Here is a 22,308-nt window from a genome sequence, read left to right on the forward strand (position 1 = left end):
TTTATTCTCTCCCCTCAATATAGTTCAGCTTATGCAGCAGCCAGATAAAAGGTTCGTCGACCCGAATCGGGCTCACGACGCCTTGAATCTTCTGATCGACCGGATTACTGCCGAGCGCAGATACCGCAAAATAGCCGGTTTCGTTGAAATATACATCCATCGTGCCTTTGAACGGACGATCGACTTTTTCGATAAAGCGACGGACTTCGCCGTCGATATTGCTAAATTCGGTGAGGTCGAAGTAATCGTGATGTTCCATATTGTTGAACACGTTGCTGTTCGGACGAATATAGTCGCCTTCTTCATCGGCAAGCGAACGCAGCATATCGCTTTTCGTTAATACGACAGCCGTCGGAATATCCGTTTTGCCTTTTTCTTGATGCGAAATAAAGTCACTGAACATCGTCAGCACCACGTCGCGCGGTTCGTCGTAACGGTTCGTCCATTCGCCCGGCTTATCGCCAAGCATAATCCGAATCCGCTCGCGGATCGAACGAATTTGCAGAGGATCGACCATAAACAAGATACCTGCCGAATTGCGGATATGGCGTCCGTGCAGGTTCAAATATTCTTCATCGACCATACCTTCACCCGCCACATCGAAAAAGACGAGCGTAAGCGGCGGCTTTTTGTCGTCTTTGAATACGAATTGGAAAATAAACGGTTCTTGCATCCGTTCTTTTTGCGTCGAAGCCAGCAGATCGCCGCGTTCGAACAGCGGTTCTTCGTAGTTCATGCGGAACTTGCGGCTAATCTCCGCGTTAAGCGGCATACATGCCGCGTCGAAGCGATCGGCAGTCGTTTGTTGAAGCGTATGAATAAGCGCGGTCATATAGACCGACTTGCCGACTTGGGAAGCACCGACGATCGAGATAATATTGCTTGGCACTTTGCCCGCAGTTACAGGCAGTTCATTATGGCAATGCGGGCACAATCTTCTGCGCGTCGTCTCGCCGTAACGATCGGTCAGCGCGGTCAACACATGATCCGTATATGTACGATGTTCCATCAAAAAGTCTTGAGGCTTCAAGATCGCTTCCATATCATAGACCGTATCCAGCCCGAAACGCTCGCGGTATCGGTTCAGCGGCGCATCTTCGCGAAGCGCAAAATCTTCATCGTCTTCCCGGTGGTGCGAAGCGCGAAATACGACTTCTTCCGGTGCAAATTTCGTAAAACAATACGGACAAACGATATCGTAAAATAAAGGCCGTGGTTCTTCTTGAGGCTTTCTTTTGAAGCGACTAAAAAAGCTCATTCCCGTTCCTCCTCATGGCGCAGCCACATACTGGTTAGATGGTTTTCCATTATTCAGGTAACAGTTCATATAACTGCCCATAGGTCTTCGCATCGGTAAAAAACACACGAATATAATCGTTTTTGCCGACTTCAATATCCGGCAAGCGCGTACGCCCGGCGGGAAAAGCTCCTGTAAACGGATAAACCGTTCCGTCTTGCGGGCCTGTCGGATAAGCGCCGCTTTTTTTCACATAACAGAGTACGTTTTCGCTCAGCGAAACTTCGCAAGAAATTTCGATGCGTACCGTTTTGAATGCCCGGAATAACGGCTTTTTCTCAATCACCGCATATCGGATCTTGGCTCGACCCGCAGGCGTCTCGACCGTGTTCAATCCGTCGGTTTGGCGAATCAACACGGGTTCTCCCGAACCCGGAAGCGCCGCATAGACCCAATACGCATAGCGTCCAATCCCGTCCAGACGATCTCGATAACCGCCTGCGGCTTTGTATTCTTCGCGTGTATATAACTTCAATCCAGAATCGTCGAATCCTCCATCCGGTCCAAATACCGAGGGTTCAGATTTCGAAGATGCGTCATGCGCAGCATCCAAAGCACGGCGTCCGATATATACAAAATCTGTACCGGACGGCCATTGCCATTGCAACGTGCACACATCGCCGCTCACTCGGCGCGTCAATTCGCGAATCACTGGCGAATCCGGCTTTGCTTCGATAAACCGCATCGCGGATATCCCCTTTCGTTGCATCGTTCATTAAGCTGTATCCCTTTCTTCATTATAACACAGCAGCACTGCCCATTCCCTAGCCTCAAGCCCAGCTTTATCCATAAAAAAGCAGCCGATCTATACAAGATCGACTGCTTGCGAAATCAAATCAAAATCTCGATTACTCCATTTGCCCTTGACGGAGCAACGACGGGATCGTCGATTCGAACGAAGGGAACGCGTAAACCAGTCGATCCGCTTGCTCTGCCGAAAGTTTCAACGTGATAATCGGCGTCAACGCATTCACGATTTCCAATGCTTCTTGGCTATAAGCCGCCGCACCGACGATATGGCCTTCTTGATCGTAGACCAGCGTCAGATGCGCATCGGTATCGCCTCGACCCGCAAAGTCCCACTGCTTGCCGAGTTCGACCGACTTCACTTTGTAAGCATCGGATTGCTCCGCTTCTTCCGGCGATACGCCGATTTGCGCGATACGCGGCAAAGTGAAGGTGATCGTCGCAATCGGCGGGTACTCGATAGGCGTATTCGTCATTCCCGCTAAGTAAGCACCGAGATATTTCGCTTCGAAGATCGAAGTCGGCGTAAGACGTGGCTGCGTTTTGTCGAGTACATCGCCGCTTGCATAGATATGCGGCTGCGATGTGCGCAAATATTCATCAACGACGATGCCTTTTTCCGTATAGGTTACGCCTGCTTCTTCCAGCCCGATCCCTTCGGTATTCGGAATACGGCCGATCGCGCTCACGACCAGATCAGCGCTGAGCGACAGCCCTTTTTCCGTAGTCAGGACGAACTCTTCGCCTTGCTTCTCCACTTGAGTGGCTTGATCTTCAAAATGGAACACAACGCCGTCCGCTTTCATCTTTTCAACCAACGAATTCGCATACGGTTGATGGAATCCAGACAGCACTTGGTTCGAATTTTGAATCACTTCGACATGCGAACCAGCTTTGGACGCAATCGACGCCAGCTCCATCGCGACATAACCTGCACCGATCATGACAATGCGTTTTGGAAGCTCAGGCAAGTACAAGAAGTCATCGCTGGTCTCCAGCAGCTCTTTACCCGGAATGTCTGGGATCATCGGACGTTGCCCAGCAGCGACGACAAAGTTCTCTGCTCGGTAATGTTCACCATTGACGACAACCGTCTGCGCATCTTCGAATTTGGCTTCGCCGTGAATAATCGTCACGCCCGCGTCACTTAACATTTTGCCCAAAAAGTCAGGTAACGGGTCGAGAATCGAATTTTTATGCTCCATCAACTTTGACCAATCCAGCGTGAACGAGCTATCTAGCCCTTTGCCGCCGTACAGCTTCGCATCCGAGATCGTTTTGATCGGACTATCCAAAATGATTTTTGGATTGCAGCCATAGCTTGTGCAGACACCCGCGATTTTGTGGCGCTCGATAATCGCGACTTTTTTGCCCGCTTTCGTCAAAGGCAATGCCGCGTTCCAAGCTGCTTGTCCGCTGCCGATAAATAACACGTCGTACATTTGTTCAGAAGATTGAGTCATGTCCATTCATCCTCTCCGGTTAAATTAGGGATTCTCCAAGTAGTCGATAGCACGCTATTTAATCACTCGCAATATCTTTACCCGATCTTCCAAATCCTTAACCGAAGAGCAAGATGACGCTTTTGAACCGATTGCGTTAAAAGCCGCTGCTGCGATCGTCCGAACGTTGTCCCAATCCCGCCGAAGAATTCTTATACTTGGCTCCTCGCCGACGTTCTTTGCGCTGCTGCTCTCGAATCGGAACCACTAAAGTGAACAGCGCGATAATCGTCGCGAGCGCGAGTACCGCAAACAGACGCACCCCCGAATGGTTGACTTCATCGCCTTGCAGCCCAAGTTCCAAGATTAGACCGGCAACAAGACCCGATACGGCGCCGCCGATCCCGAAGCTTTTGGCAAGGAAACGGTTATCGAACATCACGCCAAGCGCAATGCCCAGCGCAGCTCCGATAAGTACAATCAAAATCACGTGCAGCACTTGCAAATACGTACTGCCAGCCGGAGCGCCCGTGCGTTCGGTCAGCAAGGTATGATCGTCCAGGTTTTGATAAATATCTTGGAACGCCAACGAAATCTGATCGGCATTCGCGACATTCGTATACGTTCCGCCTGTGCGCTCCGCCATTTTTTGCAACAGCGCGAATCCGTTTTTCAGCTCTTGCAGCGAAGCTTGGTTAAGCGCCGAATTCTCAGTATCGCCCAGAGCGATCGCGTTAATCGGAACACGTTTCTCGCGGTATGGCGTGACGACTTTGTTCATATCGATATCGGTAACCCCGTCCGACAGCAAAATGACCATCGCTCCGTTATCCGGGCTACCCTGATCCTGAATCTGCTTCAGCGTCTCGCTGAGCGCGACATCGATATCGGTCGGATAATCGGTTGGCTTGATCGCATCGATTTTGAAATTAACTCTCTGCTTCTGCTCGTTCGTCGCGACCGAAGTGAACGGCTGAATCAACTGCGCCTGATCGTCAAACGTCAAGACCGCAACCCGCTTATCTCCATCCATGCGTTCGATTAATTCTTTTGCCGCGTCAAAACGTTTTCCTTCATTATCGTTGCCTAGCCCGCCTTCTTTGCTGTCGACCATACTGCCGGAATTATCGATCAGCAGCACGATATCGTTGACTTTTTTGACGCCGCCCAAATCCAGCTCGTACACAAATTCGAACAGCGATCCTAAAATCAGAAAAGCCGCCAGCGTAGTCGGAACCAACAGTTGCCACGAAAATCCGGCGTAGCGCTCTCTCCACGATTTTCCGCTCAGCTTCGGCGAAATCATTTCCGCGACCAGACATCCTAACCCGATACAGAAAGCCAATACCGAAAAATAGACGCCGACCAGCACAACCCTCGATATCTGCCCTTCAAAGCGGGCAAGCCACCATTCTCCGATTCCGAACCCGACCGCCCCGCCTACAATCGCCAGCAAAAGCAGCAGCAGATTGACTTTGCGCTGCATGCTGCGCCACCTCCTTGTTTAACCTGATTCCTGGATTTAACGAATATCCGGTAACGTTGAGTAATCGATCGCGTGGAATAAATATCCGGCTTTGATATACGTATCGTAATAGACGCGTCCGTTGCGATAATACATCAAGTCCTCGATATGGAACCCGCCCATTAGATTGAGCTTTTCGACCCCGTCGCTACGGCGCTCATGCACGTAACCGATCCGGTAAATCCGAGATGTTTCTTCTTCGTTGAGCGCGTAGCGCATAAATTCCCCGTTGCCGTCGCCGAAGAAATACTTTTCTTCATGGCGATGTTCCTGCGTGTAATCGAACAACCGAAGATTGATTGCCGCGCGTTCTTCCATCTTCCGGTACAAAATGCGGAACAGATCTTCTTTGGTCATCGTCTCGCGGTTTTCGTATTCGACGGCGACATTGGCGCGGCTCAACAATTCTTGTTCATACGTCTGCATGAGCGGCTGTGCGCCAAACATTTCACGTGCGCAAAGTTCTTGCAGCCGCTCAAGTAACCGCCGCTCTCCCGCATGGATAGCCGAAAGCCCGGATGCAGGTGCGCCGAAAGCTCCTTCGTCAATTGCGGCATAAGCGTCTTCCGGACGCTCCATGACTAATGTTGCAAGATCATTCAGCCTACGTTCTTCAAAGTAGTAGGGTTTGCCGCGGCGGTCTTCGGCGTCGCGCATGATGACGTCCACGACGCGTTCGTAATAAGGCATCAGATTCTGCCCGATGTAATCGTCCGCGCTTTGCGCGCTATACTCGGCGGCGCGGCGCAGCCGTTCTTCCAAATGTTCGACGCGGCGCACTGTCGATTTGTACTGCGCATGCAGATCTTTGAGCGCGTCTTCGTAGCGACGATATAGCTCAATCTCAAGTTCCAGCCGCAGCAGTTGCAGCTTTAGACCGTACACTTCTTCGAAAAAGTACCGCAAAAAGTTGCGGACATTTTGACTGTCGCGCAGCCAAGCTTTTTTGAACGGTTGTTCTTCCACGATCCCGCTATAGGCTTGCTTCAGTTCGGCGCGTAGGCTGCCTTGCTCCATCATCGCTTCGCGCATCCGCTCAAGCAGCGCCTTCGGCGCCGCGTTCGCGGACTCCGAGCCATCGCTCCAAGCCGCGATGACGTACAGACCATGCTGCGCGTCTTCAGCCGTGACGCGCGAAGCATACTCGCGCAGCCCTCTGCCGATATCGGCTTCGGCTAAATACCGCTGCGCTTCTTCTTCGAAGTTGACGCGGAAGAAACTCTCCGCCCCTTTCCCGAACAAACTCTCTTCCGCTTCGGCGAGTGTCATCCGCCGAAGCGACGAGTAAGGTACGGATGAACTCATAATCCCGTTCATATCCGCTAATTTGTCTTCGTCCGGCGCAAGTCTTGCCGCGCGGGCGCGCATCGCGGACCGATCCAGCTCCAGCCGCGTCAATTGCTCGCCGGCTGGCGTCTCGGGAATATCGCGCATCCGGCGATTGAGTCCGCGCGTGAACTGATACAGTACGGCAAGAGCGATCGACCGATCCGGCCTTACGACCCGAGCGAAGCCGCCGGAAGCCAAGCCCCGGCGCCCGGACTCGCTCGACAAGCCGCTTTTGAACGCGGCATTGTTGTACTGCCCCGCGCCTGTTTTCAGCCCTTCCAGCGGCTGTTCGTCTACGGCATTCGCCATGCCGTTTAGCGAAGCCGCCGTGCCGGCGTCGCGGCGCCGGTTTTTGAGCAAATGAGCGTGACAGATAATGTCGTACGCGCCTTGCAGACCGCCCGGCGCCGCGATGCCCCGTTCGTTTTTATCGGACAAAAGATAGACAAGGTCGAACAGCGGCGAAGCGGCATGGTTCACGTCGATGTTCAGACGGTTTTCGGTCACTTGTAGGGGCGCGGAAAACGTATATTCCGGGCGCTGCATGAGATCCAGCTCGCGCAAAAAAGCGACGCCGACCGAACTTGCGTAACCGAAAGAGTCCGATTGTTCTTGATCGCGCACAAGCACATAGAGATCGGTCTGAACGGATTTGAACGATTGCCCGAATACAGAAGCCGCAAGCAGCGAAATCTCAGGCGTTAGGACGTTCATCACATCATCGGCATGTACGACGATAGATAGATACAGTCGATCGAACGAAGCGAATAATCGTCCGCTTTCCGACAACATCCGGCTGGATTTGCGAAGCTCCCGGTTCAATTCATACAAATGATCCGCTTTGGAACTGACGAAAGCTCGGTGCAGATCGCGCCGATACGTATTTTCTTCAATCTGTCTTGAACCAAACGCATCCCAGCGAAAACGTACCGCTTGATGATGACGATCTAACTCGTCTTGCGGCAGATCGCTTGTCGCCAGATGAAAATAAGTAATCCCGGCTGCGTTATCGTATTTATGTGCATTGAGCTGTGTCAACGTGACAGCGGCTTCCGCTGCGCGGTCTCCGATGAACAAGAAAGCGGCCGGATAATGCAGGCCGCTTTTCCCTTCTGCGAAGCCGGGCAGTTCTTGTTCTCTCGCCGCATAAGCGGCAGTGAATTGCTCCAGCAAATTCATATTAGTTCAACCTTTTGCGTAAGTCGTTAAGTTTCGCCGCGGTTTCTTGATAGAAACGGTAGGCTTCGTCACCGTTCACAAGTTCCATACGCTCGTATTCCAATTGCTGGCGCGCTTCGATAAACGTATTGTACAATTCGTCGAGCTTGCCAAGCAGCAGCGATACGTCTTCCGAAGCGGTCAATTGATTCGAACGACGCGAAGCTTTGCGCAGCAATACCTGACGCTGACGATCGCTTAGGCTGCGGAACACCGTGTAAATCTCGAAGTGCGGATAATTCCGGCTTTTCATCAAGTTGACGAAAGGCTCCCAGCTCTCTTCGTCTTCTTCTCGGTCATAGATATAGAGCGCGCCTTTTTTGACAATCGTCTCCGTATAGAGCGCTTCGATATATTGATCGAGCAATTGTTCTTCGCCTGCATGCTGCGAAAGCAGCGATTCAAGTTCCGTAATCTTCGCTTGGATCTGCTCGTATTTCGCTAATTCTTCACGCACGCGGCGGATTTGCTCCGGCGAACGAATCAAGTTTTCTTTCGCCAGTTCTTCGTTAATACTGCCGAAGATATCTTTGACCGACTGACGTTCGATCCCTTCGCTCAGCAGACGTTTCAATTCCGCATAGGCACGTTTCACTTCGCCCAGATTCGGCTTCGCGCTTTGCAATTGCGTATCAAATTCAGAGAGCGCGGAGAACAGATCGAACGGCTTCGTCGTCACGACCGAATAACGGCTGCTTGTCGTCTGATCGGCGTCTTTTTCAATAATGATTCCGTATCCGCGAGCTTTGGAAAATTCGTCTTTCACCCTTTGATTGTAGGCTTTCACGCGAGCATTTTCGTAGATATCGCCCCATGATTGTTGCGGAATCGGAGACGGCAGATACGTCCAGTTATCGCGCTCGCCTTGCACAAGGTGGCGTCCGACGCCTTCTTTGCCGAGAATCGTCCGCTCGTAACTTTCTTCGTAGACTTTAAGCGGGGTGTACACGAACAACGGCACACCGTTGCGCGTATTCAGCCAGAAGATCCGGTTTTTGACCTGACTTTCTTTGACCGTAAAGTTCGATTTGCCGATCGCGTTTTCTTGGTAATTTCGAATCCCTTTGAGAATCCCCGGCGCTTGAACCGGCACGGACACAAAGCCCCAAGAAGGGAAATGCAGATTGCCCGAACTGTTGCTCAAATGGAAGACCGGAATCGCTTCTTCATCCAGCTTTCCCGCGATATTGCGCTCGACGAATTTCTCGATCGACTCGTCTTCGCCGAATTTCATTCGCAAGAAATCTTCCATCGATTGCGTGATCAGATCCCCGAATTTGCTTGTTAGGAAGTCCGAGATCGAACCGACGATATCGACTTCTTGTTCTTTGATCCAGCGATCGGAGTGGTCGATTAATTCTTGCGAGAAATCGCGAATCAGATCGTCTACGTCGCGTTTCTCCATCAAACTACCGACCACGCTCGAAATATCGGGAACGCTGACGACATTCCAGTAATACGTTTTGTTGCCTTTATGGTCGACTTGCTCGTCGCCGCGTGTCAAAATTTCGCCGTTACGCTCGAAGATCGAGCTGAGCGCGTTCAAAATTTCGGTGAACACGCCGTAAATCCGGTTGTTTTCGCGATTGAGCAATTCGTAGAAGTCTTCGTAAAATTGGATCATTTGCTCGGTACGCTCAACATCCGCTCTTAACCAATACTCGTTCGTTTTGGCTTCGATATAGGCATTTTTCTTTTTTTCGCGCGCGATTAAAGCACTTTTGGCATCACCTAGGCGTTCGTTCGCTAGTTCTTCCGCCGCCTCGATATCGCGAGGAATCCGCAGCAGCGACTCGCGCAGATTTTCGATATACGCTTGCAGCATTTTGAGCAACGAGAACCCTTTTTCCGTATAGATCAAGCGAGATACGTAGAAAGGCCCTTGCTCCGGGCTAAGAAAGGCACGGCGAATCTGTTCGGAGAAACGCTCCATCATTTCGCCCGGAAGCTGCTTTTTCATTTTGATATATTCTTCGCGCGCCCGCGCCAAGAAAGTCTGATCCAGCTCGACATCCATGTTGACATTTTGCATCTTGATCACGTTGGCGTAATTCAGACGTTCGCTGTTCTGGTAGCCTGGAATCGGTTCCGGTACGCGCGATTCGAACGTTTTGAGCATCGAATCGGGGTCAAGCATCAGCTTTTGGGCAAAACGCTCGATTTCTTCTTGGTTCGGCGCGTGTTGGAACATCTTCTCCATCTTCTGGAACAGACGGTACGCGAGGTATGTCGTCATTTCTTCAATCGGAAGTACCGCCGACGAAGCGCCGATAATATTGTAATCGTAATTCGCCGGGTAAGCTTTGGTCATTTGCGCGATATTCGTGCGGATATTGCTGATATAGTCGTGGATCGCAAATTCTTCGCCGGATGCTTTTTCTTCGCTCGCCATAAAGTTCGTAATATTTTCTGCCGTGACGTTCATACAATAGTCGTACGCGTTTTCCAGCAGCTTACCTTCGGTATTGGTCGCGGAAATCAGATGGCACAAGTTGAACGGCGGAAGCGGCGAGTTAACGGTCAAAATACTGCCGTACTGCTGCTTGAAGCGTTCGCCGCGCGCGTCGACGTTCATCCAATAATCCAATTCTTTAAGCGCCGCGAATCCGTTTTTGCGAACGTATTCGCGCGTATGTTCGCTCAAGCTTTTATTCGACAAGTTGACGTCTGGCGTGAACAAATAGCCGAGCATATTCAGACGGTCGATACCCGCCGAACCGTGGTCGCGTTCAATAATTCCGCGAATAATATAGGAGATATCGAGGAACGAACCGCTGCCTGTACCGCCGGATAGACCCGTCAACAGGAATACCGTCAGCTTTTTGTTCGTGCCGACCGAGAGTGTTTTGATCTTTTTGTCGATCGCTTGCACGACTTGGTTGATCTTGGTGAACAGAAGCAGACGTCCGGCTTGACGTACACCGGCCGCTCCGTTCATCCCGTCGGTGATGCTCAGTTCAGGCGACAACCATTCGGTGATATAAGGCTCCAAAATACTGCGGTTTTGCAGCAATCCGCCGATCTCCGCATTGGCGAGCAGCACGAATTCGTTGATTGGGTCAAGCCCGATCCCTTTGTAGCGCTTGCCGCGGTCTTGCTCGTTCGTCTCGAACGCGAGGAACTCGACATTCGAAGGTTTTTCCATTTTATTTTTGGAGACTGGATCTTCCGGTAGTTTGAAGCGTCGGTTAATCTGATATTTCAGGCGCAGTAGCGCATCGATCCCTGTACCGCCCAGACCGATAATCAACATCGGGTTATCGATGGTGTCTACGCGAATTTTCTCGCTGACAATCCCGCCTCCGAGCGAGACGTCAAGCTGCTGAATATGTTCTCTTACAATCGGTTTCATGAAAAGCTCCTTTCGAGATACGGTCTTTATGCGCTGCCTCAGCGGCGAGAAAGCCGGTTCGAGATGTGGATACGGCTATGATTCTTCTATATCGTATTGTAGGCAATCGTGGGAAAGAGTAACACCGTCTTGAGACGGGGATGTGTAAAAAAGAGAATATTGTTCGGATGCCGAGCTTTACACCAGATACTCAACCATAATCGTTTTACCGGCTTGAGCCATCGGGATCGTAATACGGTCGCCGCTTTTCAGTTCCAAGCCTTTCGACGTATCGACGACACGCCCGGATTTTTCAATCGGAACGCCCTCTGCGCTGCTGCGCAAAATGATACGGTCTTCGGAACCTGGCGTCAGCACGATATTTTCGGTATCTTTGAGCTCGGGAGCCAGTTGAAGAAGTTGGTGCATGTTAAAGCGACCTTTGTACGTATTGAGTTTTTTGTACTGCGGATACGAACGTTCGCCCGTGTTCTCGTCACGGATCTCAATCACCATTTGACCGACAAAACCTTTATTCGCTTTTTTCAGATATTTCATGACGAAGAAAGCGATCACGGCGAGTAAGATCAGACCCAACACACTTAAAATGACGGGCATCCACGGGAAAGCTTTCTCTGTCCCTGCTCCGCCTGCTACTGTCCCCGCCGCCGCATCGATCTGGATCGGAGGAGATTCGCGGTAAAAGCTGTCGGCTTCCGCGCGAACCAGCAACGTATACTTATGGGCTTCCGGCAATTCGTAACTTCCGCTGAACTGTGTGTCTTTTAACGTCATCGGCAATGCGCTTTCTGTTTTTGTTTCGGTATCTTGCACAACCAATGTCGCTTTCATCGTCGCGTATAATTCCGGGGAATCCAGCTTGTCTCCACCGCTTGTCAGATACGCGGACACATCGACTTTATCGCCTTTGCCATACGAGCTTTTGCTCAGTGGATCGGTAGCGAGTTCCAGATCGTAGTTGAAGACCAAGTTGATATCGATCTGATCTTGAGTCGCACCTTTGACGCTGAGTGTCCAATCGCCTTCTTGCGGCTTGATCATTTTGAGCAACGAATACGTTTTGGAACTCGAACGTGTCACGGAATCGGAAGGAATCGCCACTTCGGCTCCGCTCGGATCTTTCAGTTTCAACTCGACTTTTTGCTTCGATGTAATCGATACGTTCGCTTCTAATACATTCGCGTTCGGAACGCTGATCTTCACATCTTGAAAATCGCCATTTCCGGTTAGCGAGTCCAGCGGTACGACATTCAGCTGTTGGTGACTGGCGAAAATTTCGCTCAAAATACTCGGTAAATCTTCGGCTGAATTCGTAACGAACGATTTGCCGCCTGTATCGGTCGAGACTTTTTCAAGTTCGGCTTGATTGAGCTTGCCGTCGGCATTAAGCCCAATCGTATAGACCGGAATACCGGCTTCTTTCGCTTTTTGTACGGAATCGCTTAATTCTTGCTGGGACTGCTCTAATGTTTTGGACTTCTTCGTATTCAGCTGGGTATTGCCGTCGGCCAACAAGACGATAAGCGGCTCACGACCCGCTTCCGTGCTGCGTTGCAGCATGTTGACCGCTTCGGTCACACCCACCGCGGTATCGGTATAAGCGCCCCGGCCCAATTGTCCGATAAACGTTTTGAGTTCTTCTTTGTCGGACTGACTTTGAATATCGAGCAATGCTTTTTCGCGCTGCACGACGTCGGTATACGAGACGATTCCGACGCGGTCGCCTTGAACCGGTAACATATCGATAAACAACCGCATCGCTTCGTTGCCGATTTTTTGCGGATCGCTTTTCGCCATCGAGTTACTGGCATCCAGCACCAGTACCGCGTCGATCGGAGCCGAGCCTGCGGAATTTGCAGATGTCGTAGATGCGCTGCTGCTGGCAAAAGCCGATTGCCCGCTTGCAGGAAGCAATCCCCCGATCAATAACAAGGCTGCAAAAAGCGGATAAAATACTTTTTTGATCTGAGGAACCATGTGTACAAAACCCCTTTAATTAATCTTTAAAAACTATCATAGGCTTGTTTTCTGTGAAAATCCTTAATATCCGGTTAACAACTTCTGAAAACACTGTAACCTTTCGTTGTTGCTTTCCCGATCTTGTTGCACAAGGTTGATTTTCCAGCTATCGTTAAGCAAGGAGGCGTTACCCAAATTATAGCTTAAAATGTGCATCGGTTCACGAATGTATAAATTTTGGATTCTTCCTCCTTAAGACGCAAGACAGCAACTCCGGAAATTCGCCCGAGACCGGGTTAAGAAAAGGACGTGTCGCGATTGTCCGCTTATCTGATTTACCTCACATACGGCTTACTGGGGATTTTGTTTCTTTTTACCGGAATCAAATTGATCTTGTATATCCGCAGATCCAAAAAAGCCTCGTCTCGCCAAGAGATCGATCAACGATTGTTAAATACATTAAATGAACGGCGTGATCCTTCATGAGCAAAAAAATCCCGGTGCTTCTCAAGCCTTATCTACGCACCGAATACGCATACGATAAACTTCGTGTCTGCGGAAAATGTGGCAGTTATACCGTACTTTCGCAAAAACTTTGCCCGGTCTGCGGTAAACGGAAGTTAGCGAGTGTACCGACCCTTGCTACCCGTCATGTCAAACGCAAGATGCGGTCGGAACTGCTATTCGCTGCGCTGCTGATGCTGCTGGCGATGTTTTTTGCCGATTCGGCACTGTGGCTAGGTATTTCGGCGGCAACCGGCATCGTATCGATCGCGGCGCTGATCTGGGTACAAAGCCACGTGTTCGAACCACAGCTTCGGATTGCGACCGATCAACTTTTTGCACGCGACCAGAACCGGATTCGGCACGGTCTGATTCAAGACATCAAAGCTGCTGAAGGATTGCTACAAGCCCATCCTGTACAAGCTTACGAGATGCTACGCGAAGTCAATACGTTGCTCCGTAACGATCCGATCAAAGGGCTGCAAACTGAATTGCTACAGTTATTTGTTTTGCGCCGCGATATGGATCTGCTTGTAGACTCCCTTATTATGGATGGATTTTCTGCGCATCTGGCAGGATATCTGGGTGAAGTCGCGAAATTAAATCCTGAATTGATTAAAGAACGTTCGATCCGATATTGTATCCAATACGAACCTCAAATACGCAATATGTATAATGGCGAATTTATTCTCGCGGCTGTCGCGGGAGCATCTGTACGAATGAAGCGATATATCGAACTGTACCCGGAATTTATTCGTAGATACACACATAAATTTCCGAATGATCGTTTGGAACGTCTGCGTGACGTTATTTCGCAAAATCCGGGTAGATTTCCGGCGCTCAAACTTGAAGCAGACGAAGTGTATCGAAGACGTTTAGGCAGTGTTCCAACCCAAGAAGGATCAGAACGACATCTGTAGCGTTAAGATGTCGTTTTTTTATATGATGCTTGGCTTTCAAAACACGACAAAACAGGCGAAAACGATTATACTACATACATATAATGAATATTTTAATCTATCGAATTACATAAGATGTAAGGTACTTGTTACATGATTCATAACCAGTCTGGAGGAGAGTGAGTTGACCTATAAAACAAGGCAGCTGCTTGGATTTGGCTCTTTGTTTGCGATCATGCTATTAATTTTGGCTGTATCGGCTTCTTTTTTGTATTCGATTGATCGCTCCGTCAATTCTACAATCGCTGAACGCTACGATAAATTTAAAGCCGGCTCCGATCTTCGTAGCGCTTTTTATTCATTGGATAGCGAGATCGGTAGATTGAATGCCGAAGATAGCGACGCAGAAATTCAAGAACGATTAACTAAAATCTCCACGTATCGTCAGCTTACTTCACAAAAGATTATGATCGTCGAACGATTTAATGTGAGCGACAAAGGCATTGTTCGATTATCGGGAATTCGCGACGCTTACGACGGTTATCTCAATGCCGCAGATCGGATGATTGCCGAGATTTTGGATCGCTCTTCCAATAATTCGATCGATGAGCAGAACCGACAAACCGAAGTCTTCCGGGCACAGCTGGTTGAACATTTGGATGCCTTCCAAAATGCCCAGCAAAATGCGTTGACTGAAGCACGCAACGAAAGCGGCGCCGCTGCACGCACCATGCTATGGAGTATTGCAATTTCCGCCCCTCTTCTACTCGCTGCTGCCGTTATTTTGAGTCTATGGACGATTCGCAGCACGGCTCGTAGGCTGCAAAATGTGAGCAACGTGATGCAAAATGCTAATTTCAATGAAAGTGAAGCACTCCCTAGGCTCGATGCTCAGATTCAAGACGAGATCGGTCAGATTGCGGGTTCCTTTAATGCGATGGCAGATTCGCTGGAACGACACAACCGACAAGCTAGAGAACTGAAAGAAGATCTGCAAGAACATAACTGGATTCAAACGACGCTTGCCGAATCTTTTGTGCTCTATCAAAATATCAATTCGTTAGAACAACTGGCAATGACGTTCCTTCAAAAAAATGTACCGCTTAGCGGAGCGGATTACGGTGTGTTTTATTTACGTGTCGGCGAAGAAGACTTGGTTCGTATCGCTTCGTATTCCGACTATGCGAAAGAATCTTCGATTACTGCTTTTAAAATCGGCGAGGGGTTAGTTGGACGCGCTGCACTTCAAGGCGAACTCATTGTCATCGACGAATTGCCCGAACATTATTTGCGAATTGCTTCCGGGCTTGGCGAGACGTTACCTCGCAGTCTGATGATCGCGCCTGTTCTTTTTGAACGCCGCGTCGAAGCCGTCGTCGAATTAGCTTCGCTGTCCTCCTTCACTTCGACGCAGCGCAGACTTGTTGAGCAGTTGGTCGGAACACTCGGAATCGCGATCAGCGGCGTAGCCGGGCGTATGGAAGTCGATCGGTTGCTGCGTACCTCACAACAATCGGAAGAAGAACTTCAAAGCCAGACCGAAGAATTGCAAGCGCAATCCGAAGAACTTCGAACACAACAAGAATCCCTTCGCGCTGTGAATGAAGGGCTGGAACGCAACAATATTCAGATCGAAGAAAAAAATCAGCTGCTTGAGACGGCACAGCGTGAGCTACTACTCAGTGCGCAATTCCAATCCGAATTCATGGCGAATATGTCGCATGAACTGCGGACTCCTCTCAATAGCATTTTGATTTTGTCGCAATTGCTCGCCGAGAAAGAACAAGGCGAGATGACCGAACAAGAACGGAAATATGCTTCGACGATTCATAACTCCGGTCATGATCTGCTCGGGATGATCGATGATATTTTGGATCTTGCCAAAGCCGAATCCGGCAAAATGGAAGTCTCGATCGAAGCTTACAATTTGACGGAATTGCCGCAAACGATGCAAGGTCTTTTCGAAGAAGTCGCGAAGAAAAAAGACTTGAGCTTCGATATCGTAACCGATTCCGATTTGCCGGAACTGATCTGGACAGATGGCAAAAGACTTCAACAAATCGTACAAAACTTGCTCGCGAACGCGATCAAATTTACTGCCGAAGGTCATGTATTGCTCCATATATCTACAGCAGAACTGCCACATGCGGATCAAGAAATATCCGGTCTTAAGATTGAAGTGACCGATACCGGCATCGGAATAGCGCCAGAGAAGCAAGAATTGATCTTCGAAGCGTTCCGGCAAGCCGACGGTTCGACGCAACGGCATTTCGGCGGCACAGGGCTGGGACTATCGATCTGCCGAGAATTTTCTCGTCTGTTGGGTGGAACGATCCAGTTAAAAAGTACACTTGGACAAGGAAGTACGTTTACGATCTATCTGCCAGCGGATCTTAGAGAAGTTGCTTCTTCTTCGGAAAGCAGATCTGCGTCCAGTGGACGTAGTGATTTAGAACCTTCGCCCGCGCCAGAACAAGACCCACAAGAATCTGCGAATACGATCGAATCTGCCGATTGGTCCTCGCTTACGCAAGACCAAGAAGGCGATCGCAGCATTTTCGAAGGGCGAAAATTGCTGATTGTCGACGACGATGTTCGCAATGTGTATGCCATCTCTGTCGCATTAGAAAGCCGAGGCGCTCAAGTCGGTGTAGCGGAGAACGGTTATGAAGCACTCAAAGTATTGGAAAAGGAACCTGATTATGATCTCGTTCTTATGGACATTATGATGCCCGTCATGGACGGTTACGAAGCGATGCGCTCAATTCGTTCACAACCGATCTTTGATGAATTGCCGATCATCGTCTTGACCGCGAAAGCGATGAAAAACGAACGCGAACTATGCCTGCAAGCCGGTGCTTCCGATTACATCAGCAAACCGCTAGACATCGACAAATTGTTCTCGCTTCTACGTGTATGGTTGTCGAGATCATGAATTAATATTGAAGAAGCCCTGACCTCTAAAGGTCGGGGTTTCTTCAATATTTCGACATATTTTAAAAACAGACTGGGATAAATTCGATTTTTTTGATTGCTGTCTCGTTGCTTTTTTGATCAAAGTATGGATAATAAGGAGTATAAGACGTGATAATGATTATCATTCCTGCAAGGCGACTTCATACCAAAGGAGCATAACCGCATGAAATTATCGACTTCCAGAGTAAGCCTTACCTTTGATGATTACTTGGTTTTATTGAATATAGCCGTTCAAGTCGGCGACAAAAAATGGCAAAAAGAAATCACGCGCAAGCTCGAAAGAATCGCGCGTTTTGAAGCGGCGAAAGCCTGATAAAAGTCAAATGGCATAGAAAAAACCGGAAGCTCCGATAAGAGCTTCCGGTTTTTTGATGTGCTTTTCTCAATAATACGGAGCCATAAACAGATACACGATCACACCTGTCGAACTTACATAAAGCCAGATCGGCATCGTCCAACGTGCAATTTTGCGGTGCTTGGCGACTTGCATCGTCCATCCGAATACCAGTGTGAATAGCGCCAATGGTACGATCAGAGCCGCCAAAATACTGTGCGAAATCAAGATAAAGAAGTAAATCGGACGTAAGATGCCTTCTCCGCCGAACTTGGTCGTTTCCGGCGAAACATAGTGGAACGTTAAGTAAGATACCAAGAACAATAACGTGGAAGCAAAAGCCGCTAAAATAAATGCTTTATGCACCGGCACATTTTTACGAATGATGGCGATCAGTGCACACACCAAGAAGATAAAAGTAAAGCTGTTAAAGATGGCATTCAAACGCGGGAAAATCGTAAGGTCGAAATGGACGCTGCCTTGATAACCGATTGGAGAGAAAAATAGAAGCAAAATAATAACGTTCGCAACGATCGAAACGGTAATAATCAGCCCGGCAAAGTTGCGATTCGTGGTCGGACGGTAATTCTCGTTTTCATTCGGTGAGCTCATAAAGGTGGATTCTCCTTTGATTTTGTCGTTCATTATTATATCGCGTCCAAGCTTTGATGTTAAGTGACAACAATTCGAAATATTTATGGGAGATCATACGGCAGCTTTTTACTTCGCAAGTTGAAAATGGTAAGGTAATAAGTATCGCACAAGTCGAAAGGGGATCATCATGTACTCGGCAAAACAAAACCGCAATCGGCATTACCTCACGAACACGCTTAAAATCAGCGCTTTATCTCTGCTTCTTTTCTCGGCAGCTTGTAGTTCAGAGAGTGGAACGGCAAGCAATACGGACAAAGAATCGAAGCCTTCGGGAGAAACAACGCAGACCGCCGCAGCTGTGTACGACTCGGCTTTGAAAGAAGCGCAAGCGTTAGAGAGTTATGCTATCGAATCGAAAACGAATTACAGCGTCGAACAACCTGCTGCAGAAGGTGCAGAAGCACCTAAACCGACAGAAACCGTGATCGATATCACGGGCGACGTGATCGCCAAGCCGGAAGTTCAATATGGGCTCAAAATCGACACCGTCGCTCAAGGTCAACAAGGCACGACAGAATTGTACGCAGCCGGCGACGAATTACATACCAAAAGTGGTTCGGACGCATGGAGTACGAAAAGTCTGAAAAACACAGACGAAGAAATGTCGATTACGACCGATCTGCTTGATCCGGCTCCTTTGCTAGAAGAACTGGAATCGTACAAAGATAGCTTGAAGCTGACCGAAGACGATAAATCTTATACGTTAAGTCTGGAAGCCAGCGGCGAAGAAGCAGGCAAATTGATCCAAGCTTCGCTGGGACGTCAACTCGGCGAGTCCGCAGAAGCCGATCAACTTTCCCAATTGCTGCAAAACGGCTCGGAAGGTAGCGTCAGCTACAATCTGACCATCGATAAGACTTCGAATCAATTGATGTCTTCCGCAGTAAAACTGGATACCAACCTTACCGTATCCGAGCAAGCTCTGCATATCACGGCAAACTCCGACGGTACGTATTCGAAACAAAACGAAGTCGGCGAAATCGCCGTCCCTGCCGAAGCTACGGCAGATACGAAAACTTCAAAAAAATAGTTTCCTTCTTCCTACAACCACACTACCCAGAAGCCCCTTCCATCTTTGGAAGGGGCTTCTCTTGTCAGTAAACTCCAGCGTAACTAGAAGAAAAGAGACGGAGAGAGAAATTCAGTGCAGGAACGATAGTGTTCGCCTTTGAAATCGGGAAAATCCAAACAAAATTCTAATCAAATTTTCCCGATTTCAACACGCGACCGAAACGAATTTCTCTCGCAGTCTCTTTTCTTCCACTCCATACGCTGCTTTACAGACAAACAAAGCCCCTCCCAACTAAGGAAGAGGCTTTTTATATTCATCAAAAAGTTTCAAACCGATCATCGTCAACACGCCTCGGTGCTTCTCATATTCGATCTCGCGTTCACGGCTGTGAACCCACGTTCCGTCGGCGCGGCGACCGCCTGCGTCGTGAACGCGCAAAAATCGAGTTCCGTTGGCATCGATTCGATAGCCACATCCGACCGTCCAATGATAATCGAATATCGGCTTATGACCGAACCAGCGAAAAGAAAACCATTTATCGAATTTCACCGCTACCAAGCGACCGGCATCGATCTCGGCTCGATAACTTTCAAATTTTTTAAAACGCGAGGTTACCGCTTTGCCAGGTAATCCACTTTCACGCAATCTTTGATTTAACTGGTTGCGCAGCGCGTAAGCCAACATCGGAGCTGCCATACCTATCGGCGTACCTAACCCTGCTCGATACATGGCATTGATCGCTTCCGCCGGATCAGCGGGCAAAGACTCATACGGTTGACCTTGTTGCGCGATCCAATTTCGTTCCCAAAAACCGATCATCCCCGCAATAGCTGCGGCGCCACACGCAGAAGCGGAAAAGCGAACACCGCTTTCCCACTGCGTATAAGGTTGAAAAGGCAATCGACGTTGCTGCTCCATGCCTTCCCCTCCACTGAATTAGATGACGTTCAGTTTCACATCGATGTTGCCGCGTGTTGCTTTGGAGTAAGGGCATACTTGGTGAGCCGCTTCAACCAATTTGTGTGCAGTATCCGCATCTACGCCTTCGATTTTCACATTCAATGTAACTTCAAGTTTGAAGCCATTGTCCGCTGCGTCTTTCAAGATCGATACATCGCCAGTTACGCTTGTACCTGTTACTTCTTTCATTTTTTGCATACGGATAACCATGTTCAAAGCGCTATCGAAGCACGCCGAGTAACCTGCTGCGAACAATTGCTCAGGGTTCGTTCCGTCTCCACCTGGGCCGCCAAGACCTTTTGGTGTTTTCAAACTGATATCGATAATACCGTCGGAAGAAGTTACCTTCCCGTCACGTCCACCTACTGCTGTTGCTGTTGCTGTATACAATGCGCTCATGTACATTCTCTCCTTTTAGGTTCCATTGTTTAATTTTTTGTTTTAAGTTGTTTACAATCAAATTGTATTCTATTTATTTTTAAAAGTCAACTTTTCTTCTTTTTATTTTTAATCTTGTTGCCAGACATCGCTGTATTCTTTTTTGCGTTTGAACAATGCCGCCGCAAACGGGCACACTGGATCAATCTTCACGCCTTCTTTTCTTGCCAATTCTACGACTTGTTCAACCAACTGTTCACCCGCATGTTGCCCACGCATCGATTCCGCCACAAATGTGTGATCAACCATCCATACGCCGCCTTCGCCCACTGTCCAATTCACTTTCCCTACTTCTTGCCCGTCTTTTTCCATAACAAAAGAATGATCTTTGCGCTCGATTTTTGTAGTCATTATAAATCCTCCTCGATTTTTGTAAGTATTATGATGGATACGAACTTCAGATTATTCCGATTTGCCGCTAAGAATTTTGAGCGTATTCGACGAATCGCCTTTTTCTGTGCCGACTTGGTAAATCAGATCATAGACCGCGGCAGCGGCACTGCCGTCTTTTTCACGCTCATCGGCTGTGATTGAGACGTAGACGCTGACGGTTCCATCTCCATTTTCGACGCCAACACAATAATCCAGATACACACCCAACGTATCTTTGTATCCGGCTGCGAAATTGGTATACGACTGCTTTTGTTGCCAAGTGGTGCCCATCAGACTGTACGCAGTTTTGTAATCTTGAACAGAGATGGCATCGTAAAAGTCATACAGAACATCTTCCGCTGCGTATTCCAGATCGGTAGCGACGTCTTCATCTGTATACCCATCATCGCCGTAGTCGTCTGCCGGAAGATCATATTCTTCTGAATCGTAGCTTGGTGTCGGTAAAACTTCCATCGGCTGATCCGACCATTTTTCCGCAGAATCTACAATGTTGACGACTGGAATACTGAAGCCGATCCCGCCTTCGCTGGTCACTGCCGAATTGATCCCTAGCACTTGACCATTTCGGCTATCAACGAGAGGCCCTCCGCTATTACCCGGCGCAATAGGCGCTGAAATCTGATATAACCCTTCGTAATAATAAGGATCAATATCAAAAGTCCGATCAACGCCGCTTACAATCCCTGTCGTTACCGTATTTTGAAGCCCTAACGGACTACCGAGCGCCAGCACTTCATCGCCAATCTCGGCTTCGGCGTCAAGTTTCAGCTTCAAAGGCGTGGCACCTTCAAGATCAGGCACGCGCACGACCGCCACATCTGTTTCTTCACCGATTCCGATAACGGTTCCTGACATTTCTTCTGAATCCGATGTCGTCACGGTCACTTCTTCGTACCCTGAAACGACATGCGCATTCGTTAAAATATCACCGCGATCATTGTACAGAAATCCTGATCCGATCGAGCCATCTGCCGTTTCGATCATGACCACTTTTTCGCTTACGGATGAAATGATTTCTTTGAGCGTCAATTCATCATCGCTTTGCGTCGTCGAAGTCGTATCTTGTTTATTTTCTGTATCTGCATTTGCAGCTGTCGATTGCGTCTTACTTGCCGAAGCAAGCTGTGTGCCGCCTTCGACATTGGCAAGCAATGCGCCTTTATTATCATCCGTAGCGTAGCTGCGATGAATCACATACGAGCCGGCGGAACCGGCAAGCAGCAAAGCAGCACTGACAACAAGGCTCACTATCGCTTGTTTTTTCATACC

Annotated in this window: 16 protein-coding genes; 4 read left to right on the forward strand and 12 right to left on the reverse strand. The window is 49.0% G+C overall.

The window, feature by feature from the left end:
* Window position 1: 1 nt before the first annotated feature.
* The 7 genes from NOM90_RS11900 to NOM90_RS11930 form a co-directional block, all read right to left on the reverse strand.
* Window positions 2-1,258, reverse strand: coding sequence for a TRAFAC clade GTPase domain-containing protein (locus tag NOM90_RS11900; protein ID WP_255942200.1), 1,257 nt, complete (start codon window positions 1,256-1,258; stop codon window positions 2-4).
* A gap of 49 nt (window positions 1,259-1,307) precedes the next feature.
* Window positions 1,308-1,982 (reverse strand): beta-mannanase, encoded by a 675-nt coding sequence (locus NOM90_RS11905; RefSeq protein WP_255942201.1) that lies wholly within the window; start codon window positions 1,980-1,982, stop codon window positions 1,308-1,310.
* Window positions 1,983-2,145: 163 nt separating this feature from the next.
* Window positions 2,146-3,507: a dihydrolipoyl dehydrogenase family protein gene (locus tag NOM90_RS11910; protein WP_255942202.1), complete on the reverse strand. Its 1,362-nt coding sequence runs from the start codon at window positions 3,505-3,507 to the stop codon at window positions 2,146-2,148.
* Window positions 3,508-3,643: 136 nt separating this feature from the next.
* Window positions 3,644-4,972 (reverse strand): vWA domain-containing protein, encoded by a 1,329-nt coding sequence (locus NOM90_RS11915; protein ID WP_255942203.1) that lies wholly within the window; start codon window positions 4,970-4,972, stop codon window positions 3,644-3,646.
* 36 nt (window positions 4,973-5,008) lie between these two features.
* Window positions 5,009-7,519: a transcription initiation factor TFIID gene (locus NOM90_RS11920; protein ID WP_255942204.1), complete on the reverse strand. Its 2,511-nt coding sequence runs from the start codon at window positions 7,517-7,519 to the stop codon at window positions 5,009-5,011.
* 1 nt (window position 7,520) lies between these two features.
* Window positions 7,521-10,910 carry a tubulin-like doman-containing protein gene (locus NOM90_RS11925; protein ID WP_255942205.1) on the reverse strand — a complete coding sequence of 1,130 codons (3,390 nt, stop codon included), beginning with the start codon at window positions 10,908-10,910 and terminating at the stop codon, window positions 7,521-7,523.
* A gap of 177 nt (window positions 10,911-11,087) precedes the next feature.
* Entirely contained in the window at window positions 11,088-12,887 is a 1,800-nt protein-coding gene (locus tag NOM90_RS11930) for a vWA domain-containing protein (protein WP_255942206.1), read from the reverse strand.
* Between the two features lie 464 nt (window positions 12,888-13,351).
* On the opposite strand from NOM90_RS11930, the gene NOM90_RS11935 reads away from it, so the two are divergent.
* From NOM90_RS11935 to NOM90_RS11945, 3 genes are all read left to right on the forward strand, one after another.
* A complete protein-coding gene (locus NOM90_RS11935; RefSeq protein ID WP_255942207.1) occupies window positions 13,352-14,293 on the forward strand; it encodes a hypothetical protein in 942 nt (313 codons plus the stop codon).
* 163 nt (window positions 14,294-14,456) lie between these two features.
* Window positions 14,457-17,207, forward strand: a complete 2,751-nt coding sequence (locus NOM90_RS11940; RefSeq protein WP_255942208.1) for an ATP-binding protein — start codon at window positions 14,457-14,459, stop codon at window positions 17,205-17,207.
* A gap of 204 nt (window positions 17,208-17,411) precedes the next feature.
* Window positions 17,412-17,561: a hypothetical protein gene (locus NOM90_RS11945; protein ID WP_255942209.1), complete on the forward strand. Its 150-nt coding sequence runs from the start codon at window positions 17,412-17,414 to the stop codon at window positions 17,559-17,561.
* A gap of 69 nt (window positions 17,562-17,630) precedes the next feature.
* On the opposite strand, the gene NOM90_RS11950 is transcribed toward NOM90_RS11945, so the two are convergent.
* The gene (locus NOM90_RS11950) at window positions 17,631-18,194 is read right to left on the reverse strand and encodes a DUF420 domain-containing protein (RefSeq protein WP_255942210.1); all 564 of its coding nucleotides are present in this window, start codon (window positions 18,192-18,194) and stop codon (window positions 17,631-17,633) included.
* Between the two features lie 169 nt (window positions 18,195-18,363).
* Between NOM90_RS11950 and NOM90_RS11955 the strand changes: the two genes are divergently transcribed.
* A complete protein-coding gene (locus NOM90_RS11955) occupies window positions 18,364-19,266 on the forward strand; it encodes a DUF6612 family protein (protein WP_255942212.1) in 903 nt (300 codons plus the stop codon).
* Window positions 19,267-19,539: 273 nt separating this feature from the next.
* Here NOM90_RS11955 and NOM90_RS11960 read toward each other — a convergent pair whose 3' ends face one another.
* The 4 genes from NOM90_RS11960 to NOM90_RS11975 all read right to left on the reverse strand — a co-directional run bounded on the left by NOM90_RS11960 (window position 19,540) and on the right by NOM90_RS11975 (window position 22,305).
* Window positions 19,540-20,166, reverse strand: a complete 627-nt coding sequence (locus NOM90_RS11960) for a hypothetical protein (protein ID WP_255942213.1) — start codon at window positions 20,164-20,166, stop codon at window positions 19,540-19,542.
* A gap of 18 nt (window positions 20,167-20,184) precedes the next feature.
* Window positions 20,185-20,607, reverse strand: a complete 423-nt coding sequence (locus NOM90_RS11965) for an organic hydroperoxide resistance protein (protein ID WP_255942215.1) — start codon at window positions 20,605-20,607, stop codon at window positions 20,185-20,187.
* Between the two features lie 108 nt (window positions 20,608-20,715).
* Window positions 20,716-20,997, reverse strand: coding sequence for a GNAT family N-acetyltransferase (locus tag NOM90_RS11970; protein WP_255942216.1), 282 nt, complete (start codon window positions 20,995-20,997; stop codon window positions 20,716-20,718).
* Between the two features lie 51 nt (window positions 20,998-21,048).
* Window positions 21,049-22,305, reverse strand: coding sequence for a S1C family serine protease (locus NOM90_RS11975; RefSeq protein WP_255942217.1), 1,257 nt, complete (start codon window positions 22,303-22,305; stop codon window positions 21,049-21,051).
* Between the last annotated feature and the right edge of the window lie 3 nt (window positions 22,306-22,308).

The organism is Saccharibacillus sp. JS10, from assembly GCF_024436065.1.
Classification (GTDB): Bacteria; Bacillota; Bacilli; order Paenibacillales; family Paenibacillaceae; genus Saccharibacillus.

What these genes read in the sequence shown, in the direction of transcription:
- NOM90_RS11900 (WP_255942200.1), bottom strand. Translation starts at nt 1,258, where the DNA reads ATGAGCTTTTTTAGTCGCTTCAAAAGAAAGCCTCAAGAAGAACCACGG.
- NOM90_RS11905 (WP_255942201.1), bottom strand. Translation starts at nt 1,982, where the DNA reads ATGCGGTTTATCGAAGCAAAGCCGGATTCGCCAGTGATTCGCGAATTG.
- NOM90_RS11910 (WP_255942202.1), bottom strand. Translation starts at nt 3,507, where the DNA reads ATGACTCAATCTTCTGAACAAATGTACGACGTGTTATTTATCGGCAGC.
- NOM90_RS11915 (WP_255942203.1), bottom strand. Translation starts at nt 4,972, where the DNA reads ATGCAGCGCAAAGTCAATCTGCTGCTGCTTTTGCTGGCGATTGTAGGC.
- NOM90_RS11920 (WP_255942204.1), bottom strand. Translation starts at nt 7,519, where the DNA reads ATGAATTTGCTGGAGCAATTCACTGCCGCTTATGCGGCGAGAGAACAA.
- NOM90_RS11925 (WP_255942205.1), bottom strand. Translation starts at nt 10,910, where the DNA reads ATGAAACCGATTGTAAGAGAACATATTCAGCAGCTTGACGTCTCGCTC.
- NOM90_RS11930 (WP_255942206.1), bottom strand. Translation starts at nt 12,887, where the DNA reads ATGGTTCCTCAGATCAAAAAAGTATTTTATCCGCTTTTTGCAGCCTTG.
- NOM90_RS11935 (WP_255942207.1), top strand. Translation starts at nt 13,352, where the DNA reads ATGAGCAAAAAAATCCCGGTGCTTCTCAAGCCTTATCTACGCACCGAA.
- NOM90_RS11945 (WP_255942209.1), top strand. Translation starts at nt 17,412, where the DNA reads ATGAAATTATCGACTTCCAGAGTAAGCCTTACCTTTGATGATTACTTG.
- NOM90_RS11950 (WP_255942210.1), bottom strand. Translation starts at nt 18,194, where the DNA reads ATGAGCTCACCGAATGAAAACGAGAATTACCGTCCGACCACGAATCGC.
- NOM90_RS11955 (WP_255942212.1), top strand. Translation starts at nt 18,364, where the DNA reads ATGTACTCGGCAAAACAAAACCGCAATCGGCATTACCTCACGAACACG.
- NOM90_RS11960 (WP_255942213.1), bottom strand. Translation starts at nt 20,166, where the DNA reads ATGGAGCAGCAACGTCGATTGCCTTTTCAACCTTATACGCAGTGGGAA.
- NOM90_RS11965 (WP_255942215.1), bottom strand. Translation starts at nt 20,607, where the DNA reads ATGAGCGCATTGTATACAGCAACAGCAACAGCAGTAGGTGGACGTGAC.
- NOM90_RS11970 (WP_255942216.1), bottom strand. Translation starts at nt 20,997, where the DNA reads ATGACTACAAAAATCGAGCGCAAAGATCATTCTTTTGTTATGGAAAAA.
- NOM90_RS11975 (WP_255942217.1), bottom strand. Translation starts at nt 22,305, where the DNA reads ATGAAAAAACAAGCGATAGTGAGCCTTGTTGTCAGTGCTGCTTTGCTG.